This is a genomic window from Methylotenera sp. (genome assembly GCF_013141425.1).
GTDB lineage: Bacteria > Pseudomonadota > Gammaproteobacteria > Burkholderiales > Methylophilaceae > Methylotenera.
This window is the reverse complement of sequence record NZ_JABFRA010000008.1, coordinates 1-23,711: the sequence shown is the minus strand read 5'-3', so window position 1 is coordinate 23,711 and position 23,711 is coordinate 1. Positions and strand designations below refer to the sequence as shown.

Here is a 23,711-nt window from a genome sequence, read left to right as displayed (position 1 = left end):
AAAGCGCGTACACGTAAGCGCTTTAAGGTTTATTAATCTAGCATTGAAATCCTTATTAGCTCGCCAGATATTTCTGTTTGCTGATATTATCTAGCTATGAACTCAGAACAACAGCCAGATAACCACCATATTTTCAACGAAGAAGAAATTATCCAGCCAGCCCAGCGTGGCGCGTGGAAGTGGATGTTGCCACTTTCAATCGTGTTGGCTGCAACAGTATATGCTGCTTGGTATTTCAATTGGCATGCTAAGGCGGTAACCACTGGCGTGGTGTTGTTCGCCACCATTTCTCATGTGTTTGCTTGGGTGGTAAGCATTATTGCGCTTATTCCCATTATTGGACCACTGATTGTAAAAGTGTTGTCGATTGGCTTGATATGGCTGCTAAACGCCATTGGTTATTTAGTATCCTATGTGGCGATTAAGCGTGGCTATTCTAAAGATGTTCTGACCTACCGAGCAGTAACGATTGCGCTAATTACAGGTATTGTGATTGGCTTTGTGCTGAGTAGTTTGCTTTCTTAAAGCCAGTACGTTAATTTGTAATATTCAAGATGGTTATCGCCAGAATTAAACAATCCCACCTATATCGCCACGTTTTGAAACTGGGTGATTTCTTCCCAGCGCTATTCTTTTTTGGCGGTTTTATCTGGGATGCACTCACTATCGGTCGAAATGTTGCCAGTTCAGATTTAATTATCTTTTTTTCCTATTTGCTAATTGCAGGCGCGATACTTTTTACTATCGGTAGTCCACGCTATGTTTTAGCAGAACCAAAAAAATTGCCAATTTTGCTCAAAAAACTATATCAGCGTTTGTATTGGGAAAATCTTCCTTATTTTGTGCTGCAATTCATGTTTGGCAATTTATTAAGCGCCTTGTTTATTTTGTATTTTAAAAGTTCGAACCACGGTTTGGCCTGGTTGATGTCGCTGTTGTTGGCGATTATGTTAGTGGCGAATGAGTACTTAGAAGACGAATATAAAAAATTTACACTCAGCTGGGCCTTGTTTGGTTTTTGTGCCATGTTGCTGTTTAACTTTGCTTTGCCCTATTTAATGGGCAGCCTGCATGCCGCTTGGTTTTATATAAGCACCTTGCTAGGCGCGGCAGTGGCCTATTGGTTGTACAGAAAAACACCCAACCACGATGGCAGTATCAAGCCAGTTGGCTTAATTGCGGCCGTGCTCATGCTTGCCTATAGTTTTGATGTGATACCGCCTGTGCCACTGGTTAAGCGCGATATTGCCGTGGGTTATGCGCTAAATAAAGTTAAAGGCAATTACCAGCTTAGCCAGCAGCCTGCTGACTGGTGGGTATTTTGGCGCAAGACCAGCAATGCTTTGCAAGTGTTGCCTGGTCAGCGCGTGTATTGCTTTTCATCGGTTTTCGCGCCCAGCGGATTAAAAACACGTTTGTATCACCGCTGGCAATATCATGATAAGAAAAACGGCTGGCAAACCAGATCACACATTGGGTTTACCTTGTCAGGCGGTCGCTATAACGGTTTTCGAGGTTACACCTATAAAACGGATTTGCAGGCGGGCGATTGGAAAGTCAGTGTAGAGACAGAGAACGAAAAAACAGTTACAGTACAAGCGTTCACGGTTGAAACCGTGAAGACCGCACCTTCAAGCATCGTGCTTGTTTATTGAAAACTCACGTTCATTAATGTTTGTTTTCTACACGCATTAATTTATCAATGTAAGCAATGGCAATGGCAGAAAACACAAAAGTCATATGAATCACAGTCTGCCAGATGAGCGTTTTCTCACTTAAATTTTCAGCATTGATAAACGTTTTAAGTAAGTGAATGGACGAAATGCCAATAATTGCCGTCGCTAGCTTAACCTTCAACAGATTAGCATTTACATGCGATAACCAATCGGGTTCGTCAGGATGACCCGTTAAATTAAGGCGAGATACAAAGGTTTCGTAGCCACCTACAATCACCATAATTAATAAGTTTGAAATCATCACCACATCAATTAAACCTAACACAATTAGCATGATATCTGCTTCTTTAATGGCGTGCGCGGTTGATACCAAATGAACCAGTTCCACGCCAAAGAAGAATACATATACTGCTTGCGCTACTATTAAGCCCAGATAGAGAGGTAATTGTAACCAGCGGCTGCCAAATAAGATGTTGGTCATAATGCTGCCTTGTTTGTATTCGGTTTTGCTCGTGTTACTTTGCGTCATGTGTTTAAGCCTCATTAAAAGTATTTTCGAGTATTGTATCAGCTTAATAGTTTACTTTTATCAAGCGATTTCGTAATTTAGTGCATAGTGAGCCGCGTCATCTAAAGCCAATAATTGCGTAAGCGCAGGGATGGTTTCTTCTAGTATTTTTGGCAATGTCCAAGGGGGATTAATTATAAACAAACCACTGCCATGCATGCCAAAACCCTCTGCTGAAGGTTCATGTATCGTCATGTTGATGTGTAGCCAGTTGGGCAAGTTCAGGCGCAGTAAATCTTCAATCATTTCGCTTGGTTCAGGCCGTTGCAATATTGGGTACCAAACAATAAAAGTCCCTGTTGCAAAGCGTGACAGGCTATCTTTCAACATGCGCACTACATGTTGGTAATCTTGCTTATCTTCGTACGGCGGGTCTATCAGCACCACGGCACGGCGGGTGGGAGGTGGCAAACAAGCTTTTATGCCTGTAAAGCCATCTTGCATGTCGATTTTGACTTGTTTGCTTTGACCTTTAAAATTTTCGATTAATAATTTGTAATCGCTGGGATGCAGTTCAAACAACCGCATTTTGTCATTTGCACGTATTAAGTCTTGGGCGACTAATGGCGAGCCAGGATAGTATTCTAAGTTACTTGTATTAAACCGATTAATCTGTGCGACAAAATCAGCCAGCGGTTTGAGCAAATTGGCCGCGGCGATGAGTTTTGCAATGCCATTTTCAAATTCGGCATTTTGTGTGGCATAACCTTCAGTCAGGCGATATAAACCAGCACCAGCATGAGTATCAATATACCAATACGGCTTGTCTTTTTGGTTCATGTAATCCAACACTAAGCCTAAAACATAATGTTTAAGAACATCGGCGTGGTTGCCTGCGTGGAAAGCGTGACGGTAACTGAGCATAAAATGGTGATAATTTGGACTAGACTGACATTATCCTATATTTTTGGGTTAGCATTTCACCTATCCATTTTGCAGAGTAATTAAGAGAATAATTAAGTGAATAATTTACAACAAATCGCGCATAACGACCTCGAAGTTGATGACCATAATCACGATGACCATGACGACCATGATCATTATCTGATTCCATTCTTACTAATTTTTACCTTTGCGATAGTTGAAGCTGTGGGTAGTTGGTACACAGGCTCGTTAGCATTATTGAGCGATGCTGGACATATGTTTTCAGACGTTGCTGCGCTTGGTTTGGCTTGGATGGCTGGCATTTTATCTAAAAAGCCAAATGTTGCACGACATAAATCGGGCGTAACGTATGTTGAGCTTGGCGTATCAATCTTTAATGCGATTTCCTTACTAGCGGTCATTGCATTTGTGGTTGTTGAGGCGATTGCACGCTTCAAAACACCACATCATGTGCAAGGTTTAGGCTTAACAATCATTGCTACTTTAGGTTTATTGGTCAATGTGATTGTAGCTAAGCAGTTACACCATCAAGCGGTACATCATGCGGAAACTTTGAACAATCGTGCCGCATTCTTACATGTGATTGGTGACTTGCTAGGTTCGGTTGCTGCGGTAGCGGCAGGCGTGGTAATTTACTTCACAGGTTGGATGCCTATCGACCCGATTTTATCTTTGCTAATTTCTATTTTATTGTTTGTATTTACCTTAAACCTGATACGGGATATTTGGAAAACGTTCCATCTAAAACCTGGTCAAGCCTTGCCTAGTCTTGGTCAACATGATCATTAAGCAACACAATACCTTAATTCAGCAGTCTGAAGCACATTTTTCAGACTGTGAAAAATATCGCTATTGGCTACGAAGAGATTGGGATCTAAGTCTACCCACCATCAGTTTTTTAATGCTCAATCCCAGTACTGCCGATGAAATGCAGAATGACCCGACCATTGAGCGTTGCCAGCGTCGCGCCATTGCCATGGGTTATGGCAGCATGATTATTGTCAATTTATTTCCTTTTCGTATGACGGATTCACGTTTACTCAATACGGTTGAAAATCTTTTGGGCGATACGGATGAAGCCAATAGCTGCATACTTAATGCGGTGCAGTCGGCCGCAATCACCGTTTGTGGTTGGGGAAAACACCCGCTTGCCGCCCCCCGAGCGCAGACCGTGATGACCCTGCTTGCACAAGCGAATTTGCAACATCAGGTAAAGTGCTTACAATTAAATGCAGATGGCAGCCCACAGCATCCGCTGTATATCGCCTATGCGCAACAACCTGTACCATTTACTATTAGCTAAACTAAAGGAGATCGAACATGCCCTATGTAAACATCAAACTTGCAGGTGAAGTTACGCGTGAACAAAAAGCGCAAATCGCCAAAGAAATTACCGAAACTTTAGAACGAGTTGCGCATAAACCAAAATCCTATACCTACATTACTTTTGAAGAAGTGGCGTATGAAGATTGGGCAATAGGTGGCAAGTTGCTAGATGAATGATGTTGGAGTGTTAGAATAGCCGCATGAAAACTCCCCAAAGACTTGAACCCTTACTTGAAGACGGCTTGATTGACGATGTAGTCCGTCAACTCATGAGCGGCAAAGAAGCGACGGTGTACGTCGTCCGCTGTGGCGATGATGTACGTTGCGCTAAGGTATACAAAGAGGCAAATAAACGTAGCTTTCGTCAGAGTGTAGATTACACCGAAGGCCGCAAAGTTAAAAATAGCCGTCAAAGCCGCGCAATGGCTAAAGGCTCAAAATTTGGACGTGAGTCACAAGAAGCTGCTTGGCAAAGCGCAGAGGTCGATGCGCTGTATCGCTTAGCCAATGCCGGTGTGCGGGTGCCAGAACCGTATAATTTCTACGAAGGTGTATTGTTAATGGAGTTGGTAACCGATGCCAATGGCAACGCTGCGCCACGCTTAAACGATATTACTTTTAGCCCAGAAGAGGCACGAATTCACCATGGCGCTTTAATTAAAGAAGTGGTGCGCATGTTGTGTGCGGGCATTGTGCATGGGGATTTATCCGAATTCAATATTTTAATGAGCGCCGATGGCCCCGTGATTATTGATTTACCGCAAGCTGTGGATGCGGCAGGTAACAATAATGCGCGAGAGATGCTAGAGCGCGATGTTAGAAATTTAAGTGATTATTTTGGACGTTTTGCGCCAGAGTTGTTGACAACGCAATACGGCAAAGAGATTTGGGCCCTGTATGCCCATGGCGATTTAACGCTAGAAACCGTGCTGACAGGCCGCTTTAGAGAAAGCACAAAAGCAGTAGATTTAAAGAGCGTGATGCGCGAGATTGAGGATACAAAGAAAGCCGAGGCGGCTAGATTGTTGCGCATGGCGGAAGCGAAAGCGGAGGAATAAGATGTTTCTTTGTATGATTAAAGAAAGTGCAGCACTGCCACAGTCAACCCCGCAGGTGTTTAATCGTGGTCTGTCCCCTATTGCCCTATTATAGGGACAATAGGGGACAGACCACGATTAAATGCTACCATTAGCACTTAATTCATTCACGTATTGAGCTACTTATGCCCCGCCGCCCCCGCGTCATCCTCCCCAATGTCCCGCAACACATCATTCAACGCGGTAATAATCGCCAAGCTTGCTTTTATGCCGATGAAGATTATCTTTCTTACCTTGAATGGCTAAAAGAATATTCAGAAAAAACCGACTGTAAAATACACGCCTATGTATTGATGACAAATCATGTGCATTTGTTGGTTTCGACAGACAAAGCTGAAGCGGTTGGCGCAATGATGAAGGCACTGGGGCAGCGATATGTGCAATATATCAATAAAATGTATAAACGCACTGGAACTTTGTGGGAAGGCCGCTATAAATCTTGCCCCACACAAGCCGAAACCTATTTATTGGCTTGTCAGCGTTATATTGAGCTTAACCCTGTGCGCGCCAATATGGTGAATCACCCTGCGGAATACAAATGGAGTAGTTACGCGGCAAATGCGCAAGGCGCGGAATCTGATATTCTGCAGCCCCATGCTTTGTATCAAGCTTTAGGCTTAGACGCCACAAGCAGACAAGCGGCTTACCGTGAGTTGTTTAGATACCAATTGGATATTGGTGTGGTGGATGAAATACGCAAGGCGACGAATGGGAATTATGCACTGGGGAATGACGTATTTACAGCGCAAATTGAACAGGCTTTGGGTCGACGTGTCACTGCGGGTAAAGCAGGGCGGCCTAAACTGACCTTGGCAAGTTCGGGTGGTTCTTGAGCCCGCATGGGCATCTAGTGCTAAAATGCATATATGTTTGACCCTAAACCCATCTTAAAAAATCTACCCAATCTACCAGGTGTTTATCGCATGATAAACATTATTGATGAGGTGATTTATGTGGGGAAAGCTAAAGATTTAAAAAAACGCGTTTCAAGTTATTTCAATAAAAACTTGCCAAGTCCGCGCACGCGTATGATGGTGAGTAATATTGTTAGAATTGAAACCACGGTTACTCACAATGAAGCTGAGGCTTTGTTGCTGGAAAATAATCTAATTAAAGGCTTAATGCCGCGTTACAACGTGTTGTTTCGTGATGATAAGTCTTACCCTTATATTGTGCTAACTGGAGATGCGTCATCGCGTTTGGCGTTTCATCGTGGTACGCAGCGTAAAGGTAATCAGTACTTCGGGCCTTTCCCAAACTCCGTTGCGGTGCGCGAGAGTATTCAGCTTTTGCAAAAAGTATTTAAGCTACGCACCTGTGAAAATACCGTATTTGCTAACCGTAGTCGACCTTGTTTGCAGCACCAAATCGAGCGTTGCACCGCGCCATGCGTGGGCTTGATTTCTGCTGAAGATTACAATAATGACGTGCATCAGGCGGCGATGTTTTTGCAGGGTAAAACCAATGAAGTGATTGATGCACTAGGTGCGCAAATGAATACGGCGGCGGCGAATCAGGAATATGAAGTGGCAGTGGTCTTTCGTGACCGCATGCAAGCACTGCGTCAAGTGCAAGCCAAGCAGTTTGTCAGCGACTTTAATGTTTCAGATGCTGACGTGGTCGCCTGCGCGGAGTTGCAAGGTCAGCATTGTATTAACTTGGTGATGATACGTGGTGGGCGGCATTTAGGCGATAGAAGCTATATGCCTAAAAACTCAGAGGGTGAAACACTGGAAACCAGTATGGAGGCGTTTCTTGCGCAGCATTATGTAGCGCAAAATACGCCGCCGCTAATTGTGGTCGGCATTAAAATCGAAACCGCTGTACTTGAAGAAGTGTTGAGTCAGCAAGCTGGACGCAAGGTAAAAATCAACACCAATCCAATTGGCGATAAACGCGTTTGGTTGAAAATGGCGCAAACCAACGCTGAACTGGCGCTAGGTCAGCGTGCCGCGACTTCTGCGAATCAAGAAGCTAAATTGCTTGCACTACGTGAGGCCTTGCATCTACAAGACAATGTTGAGCGTATTGAATGTTTCGATATCAGCCACACCATGGGCGAGGCAACGGTGGGCAGTTGTGTGGTGTTTGATCGCGGTGATATGCAAAATAGCGAATATCGGCGTTACAACGTCACAGGTATTACGCCGGGTGATGATTATGCGGCGATGCGTGATGTGCTAACACGTCGCTATAAGAAAGTTGCGGCAGGTGAGGGCGTGCGACCTGACTTAATCTTTATCGATGGCGGTAAAGGTCAGCTTGGCGTAGCGGTTGAAGTGATGGCAGAAGTTGGGCTAGATGATATTTTATTGGTCGGTATTGCTAAAGGTGAAGAGCGCAGGCCAGGCTTGGAAACCATGATTTTTTCTGATACGGGAGAAATGCTCAATTTGGAAAAAGATAACAAAGGTTTACATTTGCTACAGCAGATACGCGATGAAGCGCATCGCTTTGCCATTACAGGCCATCGTGCCAAACGCGCAAAAGCGCGCATGCATTCGAGCTTGGAAGATATTGAAGGCATAGGCGCAAAACGCCGCAAAGCCCTATTAACGCGCTTTGGTGGCTTAGATGGCGTAAAAGGTGCTAGTATTGACGAAATCGCGCAAGTGGAAGGCATTAGTCTAAACTTAGCTGAAAAAATATACGGAGAGTTTCATTAGTGAGAATTAGCGTTGAAAATCTGAGTGTGCGCTGGAAATTGAAATGAAAATTAACATCCCGACCATGCTCACATGGCTACGTATTTTATTAATCCCTATTTTTGTGGGAGCATTTTACTGGCCAGAAAATCTGCGCAAATTAAGCGCCATGCCTTCTCATGAAGTAAATGTTTTTATTACCGTGGTATTTGCTATAGCTGCAATTACTGATTGGCTCGATGGTTACTTGGCGCGGCGCTGGAACCAAACCTCGGCGTTTGGTGCTTTTTTAGACCCCGTTGCAGATAAGCTCATGGTAGCGGCCGCATTGATTGTGCTGGTAGAATTTGGCCGTGTAGGCGCCATTGTCGCCCTGATTATTATTGGGCGAGAAATTGCAGTAAGCGCATTGCGAGAATGGATGGCTGGTGAAGGTCAACGCAGTAGTGTTGGCGTGGCGATGATAGGTAAAGTAAAAACCACGGTACAAATGATTGCCATATTGTTTCTATTATTTTGGGATGATATCGATCTAGGGGCGCTTGGTGTTTTTCCTACGCAACTCTGGGGTCATATTTTAATCGTAATTGCGGCTTTTTTAACTTTGCTATCAATGGCTTATTATCTGAAAGCTGCATTGCCTAAATTAAGAGGGCAATAAAAAGACAAATAAATAAGCATTAAGAGTGACGTTTAGTCTTGACGGTATTCTGAAAATCGCTATAATGGCGCCTGTCTTAACGACGCGGGAATAGCTCAGCTGGTAGAGCGATACCTTGCCAAGGTATAGGTCGCGAGTTCGAGTCTCGTTTCCCGCTCCACGAATTTGGTAAATAGTTTAAAACTGTTTAGTAAAATGGCATAAAACGGCGAAAGCAATATGCTTTCGCCGTTTTAGTTTTAGCTTGTAATGTACGTTTTTAAACATTGTTCACTAGTTTAAAACGTTCAGATTAAAGGCGCGATAGCAAAGCGGTTATGCCGCGGCCTGCAAAGCCGTTTAGACCAGTTCGACTCTGGTTCGCGCCTCCAAAATTCCTCACAGTAATCTCACCGATTAAATACATTGGCCTTTGGCCTATATCCTTAAATTAAGCCATTAAGCTTGCTTTATCCTTAGTAAGAGAATAGGACTGAGCGCGATATATTTAATTAATGGCTGATATTCTAATTTATTATTTGCAATTTTCTTGCTAGACCTATAATGTATTTTGGTTAGATGAAAAGGGCCTAGAAACGGCTTGGAATGTGTAAAGCCTTGTAAATTTAAACTAAATAGTTTTGTTGAAATTTTGATTGGCGCGATTATGCCTAGCGATAGAAAATTGCCTTGGCTCAAGCAAATATGGTTTAGACATCAACATTCTAAAATATAGTTTAATATAGGCCTTTAAGTTGCCGCAAAAATTGGTTTTTAAGATTGTTTAAATTTGCTACGGTTAGTGAGTTGACTATTGAATTCTAGTGGTAAAGCATCGCATGATAATAAGGCATCACAGCAATAAAAAGCCATGATAATAAAACAGGGAAGAACATGAGTGCTGAGGATTTGACTCAAATTGGAAACGCGGGTCTAGTGAACGTGAAGACCGTTGATTCCTTGCTGGACAGTCTACTGTTGATTTGTCGCATTCAAGGTGTTGCTACTTCAAGAGATGCCTTAATCTCTGGCCTGCCGCTTCGTGATGGCAAAATGACACCTGCACTTTTAAAGCGTTCTGCGGAACGTGTTAATTTGGCAGTCACCATACTAAAAAAACCACTTGAAAAAATCCGTGCTGAATTTTTACCTGCTATTTTATTATTGAAAGATGAAGAGGCTTGCGTTGTCACCAAGCTGGATTTTGAAGCCAATCAAGCGCATGTGATTTTTCCTGAGTTGGGTGACGCTGAAATCGCTATCGCTATTAATGAGTTAGAGCTACGATTTGCCGGCTACTACATTGTGGCAAAAGCTAAATTCTCCTTTGACCAGCGTGCGCCAATGGTGGGAAAAGTCAGGATGCGCCATTGGTTTTGGGGTACGCTCGCTGAAAATAGCCGTATCTATCGCGACATTATGGTGGCGGCTTTTGTGGTGAATATGTTCGCTTTGGCAATGCCGCTTTTCACCATGAATGTGTATGACCGTGTAGTGCCAAACCGCGCCGTTGAAACTTTATGGGTAATGGCGATTGGTATTTCGCTGATGATTATCGGTGATTTGGTACTGCGCACTTTGCGCGGGTATTTTCTAGATTGGGCCAGTACGCGTGTTGATGTGAAACTTACGGCACGCATTATGGAGCAGGTGTTAGGCATACGCTTGGAGCAACGTCCTAACTCGGTCGGTTCATTTGCCTCTAATTTGCGATCTTTTGAAACGGTACGCGACTTTATTACCTCCGCCACTATCACCACGCTGATTGATATTCCATTTGGTCTTATTTTTGTGGTGGTGATGGCTTGGATTGCTTGGCCGATGGTGATTCCTGTAATTATTGGGGCGATCTTGATTTTGGTGTATTCGTTCAGCGTGCAGACAAAAATGCATGAGTTATCAGAAACCATGTATCGCGCCAGTGCCATTAGAAACGCCACGCTGATAGAAAGTCTGGTTGGGCTTGAAACAGTTAAAGCCTTGGGTATTGAAGGGCAAATGCAGCGCAAATGGGAACATAGCGCCCATTTTTTAACGGAGGTTTCAAGCAAGTTAAGGCTATTGTCGTCCTCTATTAATAACGGCGCCAGTACCATTCAGCAACTTATTAATATTTCGCTGGTTGTACTGGGCGTTTATTTGGTAGTGAATGGTGATTTAACCATGGGAGGATTGATTGCCTGCACCATGCTGGCCTCGCGGGCGCTTGTGCCGATTGCGCAAACAGCAGGGCTATTAACGCAATACCATAATGCAGCGACCGCACTTACTTCGCTCGACGAAATTATGCACCGAGAAGTGGAGCGCCCGCTGGATGCTAAGTTTTTATCACGCCCCGCATTTAATGGAGATATTGAATTCCGAGAGGTTAGCTTTAGTTACCCGGGTACTGAGCAAGATGCACTGACCAAAGTGTCCTTCAAAATTAAAGCGGGGGAACATGTTGCCCTGTTAGGTCGAATGGGTTCGGGAAAATCAACTATCCATAAGCTTATTCTTGGCCTTTATCAACCCACCTCGGGTGCGATTTTGATTGATGGTATTGATGCGCGCCAAATTGACCCAGCAGAACTCAGACGCTGCGCGGGTTATGTGCAGCAAGATACCCATTTATTTTATGGCACTATGCGCGAAAATTTAACCATATCAGCGCAACATGTGGATGATGCGGCTGTGCTGGCTGCTGCACATATTGGCGGCATTGATGAGTTTGTGAATGCGCACCCTAAAGGGTTTGATATGCTGGTGGGAGAGCGCGGCGAGACATTGTCTGGCGGTCAGCGCCAAGGCGTTGGTATTGCGCGCGCGCTGATTGATAATCCCGCTATCTTATTATTGGATGAGCCCACCAGTGCGATGGATCATTCAGGTGAAGATGCGATTAAGCGACGCTTGTTAGCCGCCACCAAAAATAAAACCTTGGTGCTGATTTCCCATCGTTCCGCTTTGTATGAGTTGGTCGATCGCATTGTCGTAATCGATTCAGGTCGAATCGTGGCAGATGGCCCGAAAGACCAAGTAACCGAAGCGCTAAGAAGCGGCAAAGTTGGCAAAGCGCTATGAGTAAAACCCTATGAGTGAAAATCTATTTAAAAAAATCGGTAAGCTGAACGAAGTCTTTAAAAGGCAAGCGTGGCTCACTCGGCCTATCTATCAATTGCTCGATAAAATGGTGCCCACCGAAACCAGAGAGGATTTGCACTGGGATGATGAAGCGGATTTGGCGATTTTAGAGCAAACGCCGCTAAAAGCTAAGGTTTTGCTTTATGGCGTTGCTTCTGCATTAGCTGTGCTGGTAATTTGGGCCTATTTTGCCAAAGTCGATGAAGTTACACGTGGTGAAGGGCGAGTGATTCCATCGAAACAGGTGCAAATTATTCAATCCCTAGACGGCGGTATTGTCTCTGAAATATTGGTTGCTGAAGGGCAATCGGTGGTGGTGGGAACGCCGCTGATTCGTATTGATGAAACCAGAGCGGTTTCCTCTTTACGAGAAAATCAAACTCAATACTTAGCGCTTTTAGCAAAACAATCCCGACTACGCGCCTTGGCAGAAGGCGCTGCATTTAATCCACCTAAAGAAGTTCAAAAAGATGCGCCACAAACTTATGAGCAGGAATATGCCTTATATAATTCTAGTCGAGAAGAATTGCAGTCCACCATTAGCATTGCGCGCGACCAAATGGTGCAACGAGAAAAAGAGTTAATCGAGGTGCAGTTTCGTAAAGAGATTGCAGAAAAAAACTTTGAATCAGCAAATAAAGAATTACAAGCCAATAAGCCATTGTTAGCTAGTGGTGCGGTTTCTGAAATCGACATTCTGAAATTAGAGCGCGAATCCACCAAAGCCAGAGGCGATATTGACCAAGCCCGAGCGCAAATTAGCCGTATTCAATCTTCAATTGCAGAAGCAAGACGAAAAGTCACCGAAATTGAACAAACCTTTAAAAGCAAGGTGCGCACTGAGTTGAACGAAGTAACAGCACGGCTCAATAGCATCACAGAGGTTAATGTCGGGCTGACCGATAAGGTTAAACAAGCGACCTTGAAATCGCCTGTAAACGGCAAAATTAGCCGCCTGTTTTACAATACCATCGGAGGAGTGATTCAGCCAGGCAAAGAAGTGCTGGAAGTTGTTCCGACTGATGAAGCCTTGGTTTTAGAAACCAAAATTCAAATTAAAGATATTGCCTTTATCCGCCCACAACAGCCCGCTATTGTGAAACTAACGGCTTATGATTACAGCATTTACGGTGCACTGGATGCTGTGGTTGAAGGCATTTCTGCCAATTCGATTGTCGATGAAAAAGGCAATGCCTATTATGTGGTCAGAGTCAAAACTTTAAAGTCTAGCTTAGGTAAGGGGTTGCCGATTATCCCTGGCATGGTGGCGCAGGTCGATATTATGACCGGTAAAAAAACCGTGCTTTCGTACTTGCTCAAGCCCGTATTAAAAGCTAAATCCTACGCGTTTAGTGAGAGATAAATGCAGGATATTTTTATAAGTAAATTGCCCGCGTTGTTAGAGAGTTGGACGCAAGCTTTTCCAAAATCGATAATTGCTCCGACAGTACCAGAAGTTGTCGAGAGTATATGCGCTAAGACAAAAGCAAAAGCCAAGAATAGTGATGCGCCAATTTTTTGGTTGCACATGAACGAAGACCGTCAGCAATGGATGGAAAATTCTATCACTACAATCGCTAAACAATACGAAAATGCAAAAATTGTGGTTTTGGCGAACGTACCAAATCAAGCGGAATCAATTCATGCCTTAAGACTTGGTGCAATGGGCTATTGCCATGCCTACATTGCCCCACAAGTGTTAAAAGAAATCAAAAAGGTAATTAGCCACGGAGGTTTGTGGTTAGGTCAAGATATCCTGCAAAGTCTCATTGAAGTTTCCACAAAGCTCACTGGCAATCAGCCTGAATATGTTGACGGTTTGCTTACCAAGTTGACCCACCGCGAGCAAGAAGTAGCGCTACAAGCGGCGAAAGGCTTAAGCAATAAAGAAATTGCTAGAATTCTGGGTATTACTGACCGTACCGTAAAAGCCCATTTAGCTGCGACTTTTGAGCGACTAGGTGCAAAAGATAGACTGCAGCTGGCCTTGATGCTGAATAGTAATTACAAACGTTGATGTTTTATCAATCAGCAAAGCAAATGGTATTTTGCTGGATTTATTCTTGATTTACTCTTGATTTGCTCTTAGTGCAGTAGTTTTAGCGTGAGCCATGATGTATATTGGTATCAGAATGGATATAGCACTAAATCAATCTTATGGCTAAATATAGCTCACCCCCAACATTCAAACGCAATCTTTGGCTAACTAGTTTGCTGCTAGTGGTGGCCGTTCTGATTTTCGGAATTTACGTCTGGTCTGAAAAGCAAATAGATCGTGCAAATGAAGTCCGTTTAAGATCATTTTTATTGGCGGATGAGCTAAGACAGACTTCAGATGATCTGACCCGTATGGTGCGGACCTATGTCACGACGCGAGATGTTTCCTACAAACAGCATTATTTAGACATTATCGATATTCGAAATGGTAAAAAAGCCCGTCCCGCACATTATCAAAGAATTTATTGGGACCTTTTTTTACCAAACCAAGAGCCTCCGCGACCAGATAGCGCGCAAAAAATTTCGTTACTTGATTTAATGAAACGAGCAGGGTTCACAGATGCTGAATTCACTCAATTATTAACAGCAATATCTAATTCTGATGCCTTGACGATACTTGAGCGCAAGGCGATTGAGCTTGTTGAATCTGTAGGGCCTGATGCTGAGGAAAACAGAAATCTGGCGATAACCAGTTTATACGATGAGAAGTATCACTTGGCCAAGGCTTCAATTATGAAGCCAATTGATGACTTTTATGTGATGGTTGCAACGCGGACCTATAAAGCGGTAGATCAGGCCGAGAAGCTGGCGACAGTATTACGCATATTGTTTGTGTTTGCTGGCATAGGACTGATTGCCATGCTGCTGCGTAGTTATGTTGACTTGCGTAGAGCGCTAGGTGGTTCTGCTGATGAAGTACGACAGCAAATAGAAAAAATCGGTAGTGGTGATTTCAACGCACCGATTGAATTACTTGATGCACATTCAAATAGTGTCATGGGCTGGCTGGAGCAGACAAGAGCCGACCTGCAAATCGCCTATGTTAAAAACGTAAGGCTCTCCAATCTTTATTCTGCCATTAGTCGTGGCAATGAAGCCATTACACGTTGTGCGAATGAGCAAGCCTTGTTTGAAAGTATCTGCCAAACAACAGTAGACTTTGGTAAATTTGAGATGGCATGGATTGGCCTTGTTGAGGAAACAACTAAATTAGTAATGCCAATTGCATTTTATGGTGATGGTACCGATTATTTGCAAGGCTTAAGAATCTCAATTAAAGCGGATGAGTCGTTTGGCTTAGGGCCTACAGGAACTGCAATTCGCAATAATAAGCCTTATTGGTGCCAGGATTATCAGAGCGACCCACACACGGCACCCTGGCATGAGCGCGCAAAGCAATTCAATTGGCGCTCATCGGCCGCAATTCCGATACTTCGTAATGGTTTGCCTGTTGGCGCATTTACACTTTATTCAAACGAAATTGGTACATTCGATGAAGATGCCCGCACGCTGTTGAATGAAATGGTAATCGATATTAATTTGGCATTGGATAATTTTGATCGCGCTACTTTATTGCGAAAGAGTGATGAGCGCCTAAAGGTGGCACTGCGCTCTTCAATTCAAGGTATTTATGACTTGAATGTACAAACGGGCGAAACCGTCGTCAGTTCTGAGTATGCGCATATGTTAGGTTATGAGTTGAGTGACTTTCATGAAACACATAGTACCTGGCTAAATAGAATGCATCCTAATGACCAGGCACGTGTGGCCAAAATTTATGATGATTATATCGCTGGAAATATTCCAGAATATCGCGTGGAGTTTAGGCAGCAGGCGCGGTTGGGAAATTGGATATGGGTATTATCTTTAGGCACAATCGTCGAACGTGATGCTTTTGGTAGACCTCTACGTATGGTAGGGACGCATATTGATATTACTGAGCGTAAGAAAATAGATGAATCATTAATTAAGCTTTCGATGGCAGTCGAGCAAAGTCCCAGTACGATTGTGATTACTGACCTTGACGCTAATATTGAATATGCCAATGCCACGTTTACCACAATAACTGGCTATAGCTTAGATGAAGTAGTGGGAAAAAACCCACGCATACTGCAATCTGGCGATACATCTAAAGTCGTATACCAAGACATGTGGGCACATTTGACGCGTGGCGACATTTGGCGAGGGGAGTTAATTAATCGTCGTAAAGATGGTAGTAAGTATGTTGAATCTGTAATGATTTCACCCGTGCGGCAGGCAGATGGGCAGATTACGAATTATTTAGCGATTAAAGAAGATATTACGCAGAAAAAATTAGCAGAAGAGCGCATAGAGAAACTTGCGCATTTTGATCAATTAACTGGCTTGCCCAACCGATATTTGCTGAATGATCGGTTTAAATTTGCCTTGAGTCTTGCGCAACGTAGCGGCGAAGAGTTGTCGGTCATGTTTATTGACCTGGACCACTTTAAAGTGATTAATGACACACTTGGCCACAATATTGGCGACTTGCTATTGCTCGATGTGGCGAATCGTATCGAGCAAACGCTGCGAGAAGAAGATACCGTTTCCAGGGTGGGTGGTGACGAATTTATATTAATATTGCCTGGTACCAATGCAGATGGCGCTTCGCTGGTAGCTTCTAAACTTTTAAAAATGGCAATGCAACCCTGCATGATTGAATATAACGAATTGGTCACTACGTTTTCAATCGGTATCGCTATGTATCCGCATGATGGCGACGATTGGGAGACACTATCTAAAAATGCGGATATCGCAATGTACCGCACAAAACAGGAAGGCCGAAATGGCTACCGTTTCTTTACACAACAAATGCAGGACCACTCGGTACGTAGTTTGCAATTGAGTACAGCCCTTAGACATGCGCTGGCTGCAAACCAATTGCAATTGTATTATCAGCCGCAATTGTCGATAGACGGCACGCGCGTTGTTGGTGCAGAAGCTTTACTACGCTGGCAACATCCTGAATTGGGCTGGATATCTCCCGCTGAGTTTGTTCCAGTTGCCGAAGAAAGTGGTCAAATTATAGCGATTGGTGATTGGGTGTTGAGTACTGCAGTAAAGCAAAATAAGCATTGGATAGATGTTGGTTTGCCACCGATGATCGTGGCCGTTAATCTTTCTGCCGCGCAATTTCGTCAGGCGAATTTACCAGGATTGATTTCTGATATTCTCGATGAAGTAAAATTACCTGCCGAATATCTGGAAGTTGAATTGACAGAATCAGCCGCAATGGATGACCCACAAGGGGCAATTGAAATTATGGAAAACATCCATCGCCGCGGTGTTCGCATGTCGATAGATGATTTTGGTATAGGTTACTCTTCATTGAGTTATTTAAAGCGTTTTAAAGTATACAAGCTGAAAATTGATCAGTCTTTTGTCAGAGATATCAATAGTGACTCAGACGACAGAACGATTACGGCCACCATTATTAATATGGCTAATACGTTAGGAATGCAAACAATTGCAGAAGGTGTAGAGACTTTAGAGCAACTCGAGTTGTTAAAGCAATTAGGATGCGATGAAATACAAGGGTTTTATTTTAGTAGACCATTACCCGCGGATCAATTTGAAGCCTTTGTTAGAAATCGCTTTGTGGCTAAGTCTTAGGCGCTTGAACAGTAACTCGAGTGAGCTGCTGTTTTATGCGTTTTTAATTAATTTTAATACCAGGCCCAGTCAGACCATCAATCCCAATTTCTATCAGGGCTTTTTGTTCAGTTTCAGTTTGCACGCCTTCTGCAATGGCTTGTACACCGATTGAGTGGGCAATCATGCATAACCCCCTTAAAAGCGTCTTGTTTGCTTCATTGCTGTCGATATCTTTAATGATAGAGGCGTCGATTTTGATGTAATCCAAACCCACATCATGAAGCTCGCCTAGGCGCGAAATGCGTGTGCCAACATGTTCTACACCAATTTTGCAACCGAGCGGTTTGATTTGACTGCAGAAATTGCGGAATTCAGCTAAGTGGTCAAACGTACTTTTTTCTGGCACTTCAAAGCATAAGCGACTCGCTAAATTCTGATTTTTCCTAATTAGCTGGGTGGTTTTTCCAATAAATTCTGGGTTGCAGATTGCACTGGCCGAAATGTTGATACCGAGTGGCTCTGCACCATTGGCTAGCAATTCTAAAGCCGTTTCAATAACAAGTTCATCTACACGACTCATTAAATTGAGTTGTGTTGCCCAAGTGATAAATTCGCCCGCGCAGAACCATTTTCCGTCAGGAGTCAATTGCAGCCTGACTGGACTTTCGTAATGAATTAGCTGGCCTTTTTGATTGACGACAGGGAAGGGCTCAAGTTTGATGCGTTTGCCGTCTAGCGCAGAGGTTAATAGTTGCTGCCATTTTTCCTTGTTATCATTCTTAAACTGGGCGAGTTCACTGTGGTTAATCACGTGCAAGGTGTTTCTGTTTTTGTGCGTCATTTTATCGACCACACTATCAACAAAGGTGATGAATTTTTCAGCCGCTTCGAGTATGGAAACTAAATTATCGGCGGCATCCGCCTTGGTGACATTGATAGCCACGGTTAAAAAGTTCGCATTTAGAGATTCTTGTGATGTTTTGCTAAGGCTGACTAATACATGTTTTATTTGCTCACCCAGCATGGCAGAATCAATGGGCTGGTTTGAAAATACGGCAAAATCGGTGCCGCTGAGGCGCCCAGCGTAGAGTGATGAATAATTTTTGCATTCATTATTTAGGGCATCACCGATTCTTCTTAATAGCGCATTGGTTTCTTGGTAACCGAGCGCATGATCAATTTCCGCAAGATTGGATAATCTAGAGACTACTAAAACGCCCGCACTAAAGGTTTCTTCATGGCTGATGCTGGAGTCAATTTTTCTTGTGAAGTAGTCGTAATTCATCAAGCCAGTGATTTGCTCAAAGTTGGATTGAAAGCGCAATTGTTCTAGGCGTGACGACTCTTCAACGACAGTGTTTTTTATGCGATTTGAGAGCGCGTTCATGGCATTGACCACGGCTTTGAATTCATTGGTTTTAGGCACGGCATTGGTTACAAAACGATTTTCACCAATGGCTATGGCTTGGCTGACAACATCCTCTAAAGGGTGCAGAATTTTTTGCAGGATTTTGCCGCCTGCGTAGCAGGCTAATAGGCCGATTAACGAGGCCCATAGGGCGATTTGCAGGGTGGCATCCCAAAGTTTATCGTAAGCAAAATTGGCATCACTTTCCAAAGTTAATGAGCCAAATTGTGACCAGCCATCTTGAACATCGGCAACGCCAGGTTGCACTTTAATGGGCACCAGTTTTACAAACCAGGCAGGCGCTTTCGTTTGCGTTTTGGCGTTTACACGTTCGCTAATGATTTTGCCGTTGGGGTCAAACAGCCCAATGTAACGGTAGTGGCCAGAATCGAATTGTGCGGAGAGGAGCAGGTCGATAGTGGTTGGGTCTTTTTGCATTTGTGACATGGAGAGTGCCAGTGAGTTGGCGTTGTCGATGTTTTTTGTTTCGAGCTGCTCTTCAAGATAATACTTGCTTGAAAGCGTGCTTAAAATAAAGCTGCCGCCCGTGGCTAAAATTAAAATAAAGAGAATGGCTAACCAAAGTTGTTTTATTAGTGACATTTTAATATCCTTGCTTTCGTTTATTCTATTCCATCGGCTTGCATACGTGTTAATACATCGCGCCATTTTGAAAGATGTGTGCCTGCATCGGCTTTGGGTTTGCTACTGGAGCCTATCCACAAGCCCTTATCGTTAAAACTAAAAATAGGCGTTAAGTCTTTTCGGCTGGAGGCGGGTAAAATTTCTGGCACCAAGCTATCAAGAACCATAGGTTCCGATTGTGGCGATGGATAATAACTGAGCACCATGTGCGCTCTTACCGTTCTTATGCCATCAAAGTTAATTTCGGCGCGCACGTAGGTTAGCCGCAGTTTGTCATTTGGCACATTTAATGTTTTTAAAAAGACATATTTAGCAATGCTGTAATCCTCGCAATCGCCAGCTTCGCGACCGATTGCTTCGAGCGGCGTTGCCCAATAATCCGATTGCGACCATAAATCAATGTCTTCAGCGTAATTGATTTTTTGGTTGAAAAAATCGTTTATTTTTTTGAGTTTTTCAACTTCTGGAACGGTTTTTAATTGGCTGATGAGTTGCTGCAGCTCTAAGATGTTGAGATGCGCTTCATCGCCATAACGCAATTTGGCAAGACTGCTAAGTTTATTAAAGTCATAGCCTGCGGCAAAGATTCCAGTAAAGCAAAAACACACCAATGCAATCAGCGCAATCAGTTTGCTCGATTGTTTAGAGGTTGATTTTTGATTGTTGCTTGAAATAACGACTACTCCATACGTTAAATGTGCAGGGACTTCAATTTAAAAAGCGGTGAAAAACATCACAATCTTAATGTAGCGAAATAAAGATTTTATAAATTATACCGTTATGGTGTCAGGCGCTATTCATCAATTTGCATGGCTTTTGTATTGTATTTCGATTTGAGCTGGTTTGATAATTTTCTGCGCATATTGGCCATTAGTACAATATATTTATGGCGTAATAAAGCGTTTAATGCAATTGTGAAAAGGCGTGCAAGCGCGCTATTAATAAAAAAATTAGATTTATTTAGGACAACATCATGGCAATTATCGGCAAAATCGTAGCAATGACAGGTACAGCGGTCGCACTTTCAGACAATGGCACTAAGCGTGACTTGCATCTGGGTGACCAAATACAGACGGGCGATACTATTCAAACTGCAAAGGGCGTATTTGTTGATTTAGAACTGGCGAATGGCCGCGTGATTCATATTGCTGCCGAGCAATTGGTGGCCTTTACGCCTGATTTAACCGCACTCATTTTGCCCGATGCCCAAGATAGCGCGCTTAACCTTGCCACAATTGATACCGTGATTAAAGCCATTGAAGGTGGTAAAGACATCAACGAGGTATTAGAAGAAACCGCCGCAGGCTCCAACGGCCTTTTTACTGTGCATGGTTTTGGCTTTGTTGATTTGGTCAGAATCAATGATGTGCTCAATAAATTCAAATTTGCTTATGATTACAGTACCGATGATCGACTCATCACGGAGCCTTTAGTTGTTAAAGAGGATGATCGCTACGGCCTTAATAATCCAGCCCCTGCTTTGCCAACTCCGGGTAATGCTGCGCCCGGAGGTGTAGTAACGCCAGCCGCAGGCAATGAAGACGGCGGCAATATTGCGGTTAATTTATCAGGCAGTGATACAGATGGTACGATTGCGTCAGTCACAGTAACGGCCTTGCCACCAGCAAGCCAAGGTGTACTTTACCTTGCGGATGGCGTTACTCCTGTTTTGACTACGACTGTGCTTTCGCCAACGCAAGCCGCGGCTTTAGTTTTTATTCCAGCGCAAAACTTCAATGGCACCGTGAACATTCCATTTACAGTGACGGATAATCAAGGCGCGGTTTCACCAGTAGCTATAACGCCGATTACTGTAACGCCAGTGAACGACGCGCCAGTAGCAACAGATAATACTAATAATGTGCCAATTAATAGCACTGCGACAGGCAATGTTCTGATTGATGGTGTTGCTGATAGTGATATTGATGGCGATACGCTTACAGTTACAAGCTTTAGTGTAGATATTAACAACGACGGTACGCCAGAGGTATTTGCGGCTGGCAGCAAGGCTGTTATTGCTGGAGTGGGTACTTTGAGCATTGCTCCAAACGGTGCATATACATTCATCCCAGTGACTAATTACAGCGGTCCAGTTCCAGTGGCTACTTATACGATTAATGATGGTAGCGGCACGCCAACTGCAACAGATACTGCGACCTTAACTCTTGTTATGGGTACTAATTTACCGCCAGTTGCGGTTGTAACGCCAGTGAGTGCCACTGAAGACGATCCTAGCATTCCAGTTAATTTGTCTGGTAGTGATGCAGATGGCGCGATTGCCTCAGTGCGCGTTACGACTTTGCCACCAGCTACTCAAGGCGTACTCTACCTTGCGGATGGTGTAACGCCAGTATTGACTACCACTGTGCTTTCGCCAGCAGATGCAGCAACTTTAGTGTTTAAGCCAGCGCAAGACTTTAATGGTACTGTGAACATTCCATTTACAGTAACAGATAATAATGGTGCGACTTCTCCTATAGCGACTACGCCGATTACGATTACGGCAGTCAACGACGCGCCTATTGCCACAGACAACAGCAACAACGTGCCCATTAACGGCAGTGCCACTGGTAATGTACTGACAGACGGCGTAGCCGACAGCGATCCAGAAAACGACCTACTGACTGTGACAGGCTTTAGCGTAGACGCCAACGGTGACGGCACCCCAGAAACATTTGCCGCAGGCGCACCAGCGACTATTACAGGTGTAGGCACGCTCACCATCAACGGCAATGGTAGCTATACCTTCACCCCAGTAGCGAACTACAACGGCCTGATTCCAGTGGCTAACTACACTATAAGTGATGGCAGCACTGCGCCAGCCCTGACAGACACGGCCACCCTAACCCTTATCATGGGCAATAACACACCACCAGTAGCCACTGTCGACACTAAAGCAGTTGTAGAAGACACCCCAGCCACAGGCAACGTCCTCACCGACGGCACGCCAGACAGCGATCCAGACAGCAACCCATTAACGGTAGTAGGATTCAGCATAGACACCAATGGTGACGGCACCCCAGAAGCCTTCACCCCAGGTCAGACAGCGACTATTCCAGGCGTCGGTACACTCACGATTGCCCCGAACGGCGCCTATACCTTTACCCCAGCACTGAATTACAACGGTCCTGTCCCGGTAGCGACTTACGCTATTAGTGATGGATTAGGTGGTATAGACAGCGCCACCTTGACCTTAGGTCCAGTGACCGGCACCAACGACGCTCCATTAGCTGTTGCTGATGTGAACAACATCACAGAACTAAAAGATAATACTGCCACCAACACCACCACAGGTAATGTACTCGGTGGCGCAGGCGTCAGCGCGCTAGACAAAGCCGACGCAGACATCGACCTACCAGTACAAACCCTAACAGTGACACTGGTGCAATTCGGAGCAAGCCCAGCGGTTACAGTCCCTGTAGGCGGCACCACCATTACACTTGCCCACGGTAATCTCACGCTTAATCCAAATGGCACCTATACCTACACACTGAACAACACAGATGTTGCAGTGAATGCACTGAATATAGGCGACACCCCATTAACGGAAGTAGTGACCTACACCATCAGTGACGGCAATGGCGGCGTCGCTAGCACTACATTAACGATTAACATCAACGGCATTAATGACAGCCCAACGGCGACTACAGGTGCTCCGATTGTAGGTCCAGAGGATACGCCATCCATCACTGTAGAACTCACAGGAACAGACCCAGACAGCCCAATTGCCTTTGTCACGGTGACAGAGCTACCGCTACCAACCCAAGGGATATTGTTAGATCCAAATGGCAACCCAGTGCTTGCAGGCCAACCTATTCCAGTAGACCCTTTAACAGGCAAAGCCTTACTCACATTTGTACCGGCACCAAACTTTAATGGTCCAGTATCGATTAAATTCACAGTGACAGACACGGGTGGATTAACCTCACCAGAGGTCACGCAGCCTGTGACGATTACAAACGTCCAAGAACCACCGACCGCCACCCCAAGCACCTCAAGTGGCAATGAAGACACGCCAATTGCGGTCGGCTTAAGCGGCACAGACCCCGACGGCACCGTGACCAACGTCACCGTGACGACATTAC

18 protein-coding genes and 2 tRNA genes are annotated in these 23,711 nt (G+C 44.3%); 16 read left to right on the top strand and 4 right to left on the bottom strand.

Going from position 1 to position 23,711, the window contains the following annotated elements:
• The first annotated feature begins 96 nt into the window (after positions 1-96).
• Together HOO90_RS00600 and HOO90_RS00595 are read left to right on the top strand one after the other, a co-directional pair.
• Positions 97-525 carry a hypothetical protein gene (locus HOO90_RS00600; protein ID WP_292838403.1) on the top strand — a complete coding sequence of 143 codons (429 nt, stop codon included), beginning with the start codon at positions 97-99 and terminating at the stop codon, positions 523-525.
• Positions 526-554: 29 nt separating this feature from the next.
• Positions 555-1,655 (top strand): DUF2914 domain-containing protein, encoded by a 1,101-nt coding sequence (locus tag HOO90_RS00595; protein ID WP_292838401.1) that lies wholly within the window; start codon positions 555-557, stop codon positions 1,653-1,655.
• 13 nt (positions 1,656-1,668) lie between these two features.
• Here HOO90_RS00595 and HOO90_RS00590 read toward each other — a convergent pair whose 3' ends face one another.
• Both HOO90_RS00590 and rlmJ read right to left on the bottom strand, forming a co-directional pair.
• Entirely contained in the window at positions 1,669-2,205 is a 537-nt protein-coding gene (locus HOO90_RS00590) for a TIGR00645 family protein (RefSeq protein WP_292838399.1), read from the bottom strand.
• 60 nt (positions 2,206-2,265) lie between these two features.
• A complete protein-coding gene (gene rlmJ, locus HOO90_RS00585) occupies positions 2,266-3,108 on the bottom strand; it encodes a 23S rRNA (adenine(2030)-N(6))-methyltransferase RlmJ (protein WP_292838397.1) in 843 nt (280 codons plus the stop codon).
• A 96-nt stretch (positions 3,109-3,204) separates the two neighbouring features.
• Between rlmJ and HOO90_RS00580 the strand changes: the two genes are divergently transcribed.
• The 13 genes from HOO90_RS00580 to HOO90_RS00520 all read left to right on the top strand — a co-directional run bounded on the left by HOO90_RS00580 (position 3,205) and on the right by HOO90_RS00520 (position 17,591).
• Entirely contained in the window at positions 3,205-3,918 is a 714-nt protein-coding gene (locus tag HOO90_RS00580) for a cation diffusion facilitator family transporter (RefSeq protein ID WP_292838396.1), read from the top strand.
• Positions 3,908-4,432, top strand: a complete 525-nt coding sequence (locus tag HOO90_RS00575; RefSeq protein ID WP_292838395.1) for a DUF1643 domain-containing protein — start codon at positions 3,908-3,910, stop codon at positions 4,430-4,432. Before HOO90_RS00580 ends, HOO90_RS00575 begins: the two co-directional genes overlap by 11 nt.
• Before the next feature lie 17 nt (positions 4,433-4,449).
• On the top strand, positions 4,450-4,632 hold the full coding sequence (locus HOO90_RS00570) for a 4-oxalocrotonate tautomerase family protein (RefSeq protein WP_292838394.1): 183 nt from the start codon (positions 4,450-4,452) through the stop codon (positions 4,630-4,632).
• 23 nt (positions 4,633-4,655) lie between these two features.
• Complete coding sequence (locus HOO90_RS00565) at positions 4,656-5,513, top strand: PA4780 family RIO1-like protein kinase (RefSeq protein ID WP_292838390.1); 858 nt, start codon at positions 4,656-4,658, stop codon at positions 5,511-5,513.
• 164 nt (positions 5,514-5,677) lie between these two features.
• The gene (locus tag HOO90_RS00560) at positions 5,678-6,385 is read left to right on the top strand and encodes a transposase (protein WP_292838388.1); all 708 of its coding nucleotides are present in this window, start codon (positions 5,678-5,680) and stop codon (positions 6,383-6,385) included.
• 33 nt (positions 6,386-6,418) lie between these two features.
• The gene (gene uvrC / locus HOO90_RS00555) at positions 6,419-8,218 is read left to right on the top strand and encodes an excinuclease ABC subunit UvrC (protein WP_292838386.1); all 1,800 of its coding nucleotides are present in this window, start codon (positions 6,419-6,421) and stop codon (positions 8,216-8,218) included.
• Positions 8,219-8,261: 43 nt separating this feature from the next.
• Positions 8,262-8,858, top strand: a complete 597-nt coding sequence (pgsA, locus tag HOO90_RS00550) for a CDP-diacylglycerol--glycerol-3-phosphate 3-phosphatidyltransferase (protein WP_292838384.1) — start codon at positions 8,262-8,264, stop codon at positions 8,856-8,858.
• A gap of 84 nt (positions 8,859-8,942) precedes the next feature.
• A tRNA-Gly gene (locus HOO90_RS00545) sits at positions 8,943-9,018 on the top strand.
• 137 nt (positions 9,019-9,155) lie between these two features.
• A tRNA-Cys gene (locus HOO90_RS00540) sits at positions 9,156-9,229 on the top strand.
• 502 nt (positions 9,230-9,731) lie between these two features.
• The gene (locus tag HOO90_RS00535) at positions 9,732-11,900 is read left to right on the top strand and encodes a type I secretion system permease/ATPase (RefSeq protein WP_292838382.1); all 2,169 of its coding nucleotides are present in this window, start codon (positions 9,732-9,734) and stop codon (positions 11,898-11,900) included.
• 10 nt (positions 11,901-11,910) lie between these two features.
• Positions 11,911-13,323 carry an HlyD family type I secretion periplasmic adaptor subunit gene (locus HOO90_RS00530; protein ID WP_292838380.1) on the top strand — a complete coding sequence of 471 codons (1,413 nt, stop codon included), beginning with the start codon at positions 11,911-11,913 and terminating at the stop codon, positions 13,321-13,323.
• Positions 13,324-13,977 (top strand): response regulator transcription factor, encoded by a 654-nt coding sequence (locus HOO90_RS00525; RefSeq protein ID WP_292838378.1) that lies wholly within the window; start codon positions 13,324-13,326, stop codon positions 13,975-13,977.
• Positions 13,978-14,117: 140 nt separating this feature from the next.
• Entirely contained in the window at positions 14,118-17,591 is a 3,474-nt protein-coding gene (locus tag HOO90_RS00520) for an EAL domain-containing protein (protein WP_292838376.1), read from the top strand.
• A 43-nt stretch (positions 17,592-17,634) separates the two neighbouring features.
• On the opposite strand, the gene HOO90_RS00515 is transcribed toward HOO90_RS00520, so the two are convergent.
• Complete coding sequence (locus HOO90_RS00515; RefSeq protein WP_292838374.1) at positions 17,635-19,584, bottom strand: EAL domain-containing protein; 1,950 nt, start codon at positions 19,582-19,584, stop codon at positions 17,635-17,637.
• Positions 19,585-19,604: 20 nt separating this feature from the next.
• Complete coding sequence (locus tag HOO90_RS00510) at positions 19,605-20,234, bottom strand: transglutaminase-like cysteine peptidase (RefSeq protein WP_366928718.1); 630 nt, start codon at positions 20,232-20,234, stop codon at positions 19,605-19,607.
• Between the two features lie 365 nt (positions 20,235-20,599).
• On the opposite strand from HOO90_RS00510, the gene HOO90_RS00505 reads away from it, so the two are divergent.
• A partial coding sequence (locus HOO90_RS00505) for a retention module-containing protein (RefSeq protein ID WP_292838372.1) occupies positions 20,600-23,711 on the top strand: 3,112 nt, incomplete at its 3' end.

Coding starts and splice junctions, on each gene's coding strand:
- HOO90_RS00570 (WP_292838394.1), top strand. CDS start 4,450: ATGCCCTATGTAAACATCAAACTTGCAGGTGAAGTTACGCGTGAACAA.
- HOO90_RS00590 (WP_292838399.1), bottom strand. CDS start 2,205: ATGACGCAAAGTAACACGAGCAAAACCGAATACAAACAAGGCAGCATT.
- HOO90_RS00575 (WP_292838395.1), top strand. CDS start 3,908: ATGATCATTAAGCAACACAATACCTTAATTCAGCAGTCTGAAGCACAT.
- HOO90_RS00530 (WP_292838380.1), top strand. CDS start 11,911: ATGAGTGAAAATCTATTTAAAAAAATCGGTAAGCTGAACGAAGTCTTT.
- HOO90_RS00515 (WP_292838374.1), bottom strand. CDS start 19,584: ATGTCACTAATAAAACAACTTTGGTTAGCCATTCTCTTTATTTTAATT.
- HOO90_RS00525 (WP_292838378.1), top strand. CDS start 13,324: ATGCAGGATATTTTTATAAGTAAATTGCCCGCGTTGTTAGAGAGTTGG.
- HOO90_RS00565 (WP_292838390.1), top strand. CDS start 4,656: ATGAAAACTCCCCAAAGACTTGAACCCTTACTTGAAGACGGCTTGATT.
- HOO90_RS00600 (WP_292838403.1), top strand. CDS start 97: ATGAACTCAGAACAACAGCCAGATAACCACCATATTTTCAACGAAGAA.
- HOO90_RS00560 (WP_292838388.1), top strand. CDS start 5,678: ATGCCCCGCCGCCCCCGCGTCATCCTCCCCAATGTCCCGCAACACATC.
- HOO90_RS00535 (WP_292838382.1), top strand. CDS start 9,732: ATGAGTGCTGAGGATTTGACTCAAATTGGAAACGCGGGTCTAGTGAAC.
- HOO90_RS00595 (WP_292838401.1), top strand. CDS start 555: ATGGTTATCGCCAGAATTAAACAATCCCACCTATATCGCCACGTTTTG.
- pgsA (WP_292838384.1), top strand. CDS start 8,262: ATGAAAATTAACATCCCGACCATGCTCACATGGCTACGTATTTTATTA.
- HOO90_RS00520 (WP_292838376.1), top strand. CDS start 14,118: ATGGCTAAATATAGCTCACCCCCAACATTCAAACGCAATCTTTGGCTA.
- rlmJ (WP_292838397.1), bottom strand. CDS start 3,108: ATGCTCAGTTACCGTCACGCTTTCCACGCAGGCAACCACGCCGATGTT.
- uvrC (WP_292838386.1), top strand. CDS start 6,419: ATGTTTGACCCTAAACCCATCTTAAAAAATCTACCCAATCTACCAGGT.